We start from the raw sequence: 2,245 nt of genomic DNA, 5'->3' as shown, positions 1-2,245 counted from the left end.
GCTCGCGGCCAGCTGGCGACGACCGCCACGGTTCGGGAGTTCGAGGCTGTGCGCGTCTTCTCGCCCACGGCCGAGCACCGCGAGGTGTTCGCCGAGGAGTTCGCCGGCCGGATCGACGCGGACGTCTCGGCGGTCGGGAGCACGAGTGCGGCGCTGGCCGGCGCAGACGTGGTCATCACGGCGACGACCGCGAGCGACCCCGTTATCGATGACGCCGCCATCGAGCCCGGCACCCACGTCACGGCGATGGGACAGTACCACCCCGAAAAGAACGAGCTGCCGCCCGAACTGGTCGCGCGGGCGACGTACGTCCCCGACCTCCGGGCGCGAGCGACGCGAGACGCGGGATCGTTCCTGGCCGCGGTCGACGCGGGACTGATCGACGCGGAAACGGGGGTCGCCGCCGACCTCGGCGCGGTCGTCGCCGGCGAGCACCCCGGACGGACGAGCGACGACGAGGTGACCGTCTTCGACTCCGGCGGCACCGGGATCGAGACCGCCGCCGCGGCGCATATGCTTTATAAGCGCGCGAGCGAGGCGGGACGCGGGCAGTCCATCGAGTTCGCGCCCGCGAGCGAGGCGCTCACGGGTCGGTGACGCCGGATCCGCGTAGCCCGTCGTCGCTCTCGGCGTTCGGAGCGTCGGGTGACTCCGGGATCCGGTATTGCGTATAAAACACCGACCGATCGCTTATAAGTGACCACTGCGTCCATCGAGGGACCTTCGGCCCCTCTCTAGCAGCCGGCGCGTAGCGGCGGCGACAGCGAGGCGCTACGCGCCTCTGACAGTCGAGCGAAGCCCGACGACCTCGCGGGCCGCTCGCACCACTTATAAGGGTACGAGCGGACGCGCCACCGCATGAGCCGCTTACCGGACCGTTTGTTTATATACCCGAGTCGGGACCTTCATTCCTCACTGCAGCCGATACCGCAGGATCGCGGCGATCCCGCCGAGGTTCGCGAGCTGTTCACCGGGCGCGAACTCCGAGGAGAACACGACCACGTCGCCGCCCTGCCGCTCGACCGAGCGGATCACCTCGTTGACGTCGATCTCCCAGTCGCCCTCGCCCTGCCGCTCCGTGCGGAGCCGGTCGTCGACGACGAGCAGCGTCTCGACCGCGCCGAACTCCGCGGCCTCGGCCACGTCCTCCGGACCGTATGTCGCCTTCGCGCCGGTGGCGATGTTCTCGGTCAGATCGTCGATGAGGTTCGCCTCCTTCGAGATCCGCGTCTCCTTCTGTACCTCGTCGACCGCGCCGCGTTTGAGCACCTCGTGGACGCCGCGGTCGCCGACCGCGGAGGTGTCGACGGTCGTGATGTCGTCGCCCAGGTCGCGGTACTCCTCCTCGATGTAGTCGCGGGCGTCCCGCTTCGTGAACCCCGGTCCGGCGAGGATGACGGCGTCGGCGTCGAGATGGCTGAGCGCCTCGCCGAGCTCCGCGAACAGCTCCTCGCGGGGGCGCGAGTACTCCCCTTTCCCGGTGGGTTTGGTGAACGACGCGTACTCCTCGGTGCCGTACTGCTGGACGGTGTGGATCGACGCCGCACCCTCCTCGACGGTGGCGATGGCGACATCGGGGTTCTCGGCGGCCTCGGTCGCCTCCTCGATCCGGTCGGTCTGGTCCGGCTTGAAGTGTTTCTCGATGGTGACCTCGTCGTGCTCCTCGACGTTGAGGGTGTGGTGGCTCCCGAGCTGGTCCTCGCGGGAACAGCCGACGATGACGCCACCGACTCGCAGTCGGTTGGCGAAGCGCGCGAACTCCACGGTCTCGACCTCGATGGTGACGTAGAGGTGTTCGCGCTGGCCGCCCGTGTCCCGCATCTGCTCGTCGTCGCGTTGGATCCGGCGGGTCGTGTCGCCCTCTATCAGGTCACCCGGTTCGAGGACGTGCGCGAGGTGCCAGAGGTCGTCGACGTTCTCGGGGACGAGCGTGAGCCGTTCGCGACCCTCCTCGCCGTACCCGCGCTCGGCGATTCGCATGGACGGCCGTTCGACCGGGTTGGTATCAACCCTTGCCATCCCGATCGGGCGTCATCGGTCCTCCGCCGTCGGCCCCCACTCGAACGCCCGCGACACCTCGGGTTCCTCAGCGTGTTCCGATTCCCCGGGTTCCTCGCCGGCGGCCGGGGCCGGTTCCGGTTCCGCCGGGCGGAACGGGTCGTCCGGGGAGTTTCCGTCAGCACCGTGGGTCCCACCGGCCGGGTCGTCGTCCACGTCGCCGGCCGGATCGTCACGTCCCGCCTCG

At 69.5% G+C, this 2,245-nt stretch carries 2 protein-coding genes and 1 pseudogene; 1 reads left to right on the top strand and 2 read right to left on the bottom strand.

The window, feature by feature from the left end; translation table 11 throughout:
- A partial coding sequence (locus ACFQEU_RS14775; protein WP_379783391.1) for an ornithine cyclodeaminase family protein occupies positions 1-597 on the top strand: 597 nt, incomplete at its 5' end.
- 315 nt (positions 598-912) lie between these two features.
- Here ACFQEU_RS14775 and ACFQEU_RS14770 read toward each other — a convergent pair.
- A complete protein-coding gene (locus tag ACFQEU_RS14770; RefSeq protein WP_379783389.1) occupies positions 913-1,980 on the bottom strand; it encodes an mRNA surveillance protein pelota in 1,068 nt (355 codons plus the stop codon).
- 51 nt (positions 1,981-2,031) lie between these two features.
- Positions 2,032-2,245: pseudogene (locus ACFQEU_RS14765) on the bottom strand (hypothetical protein); the annotation flags it as partial.

Source organism: Halorubrum tibetense (genome assembly GCF_042661865.1).
GTDB classification, from domain to species: domain Archaea; phylum Halobacteriota; class Halobacteria; order Halobacteriales; family Haloferacaceae; genus Halorubrum; species Halorubrum tibetense.
Note: the sequence above shows the minus strand (reverse complement) of the source record. Positions and strands in the feature narration are given on the sequence as shown.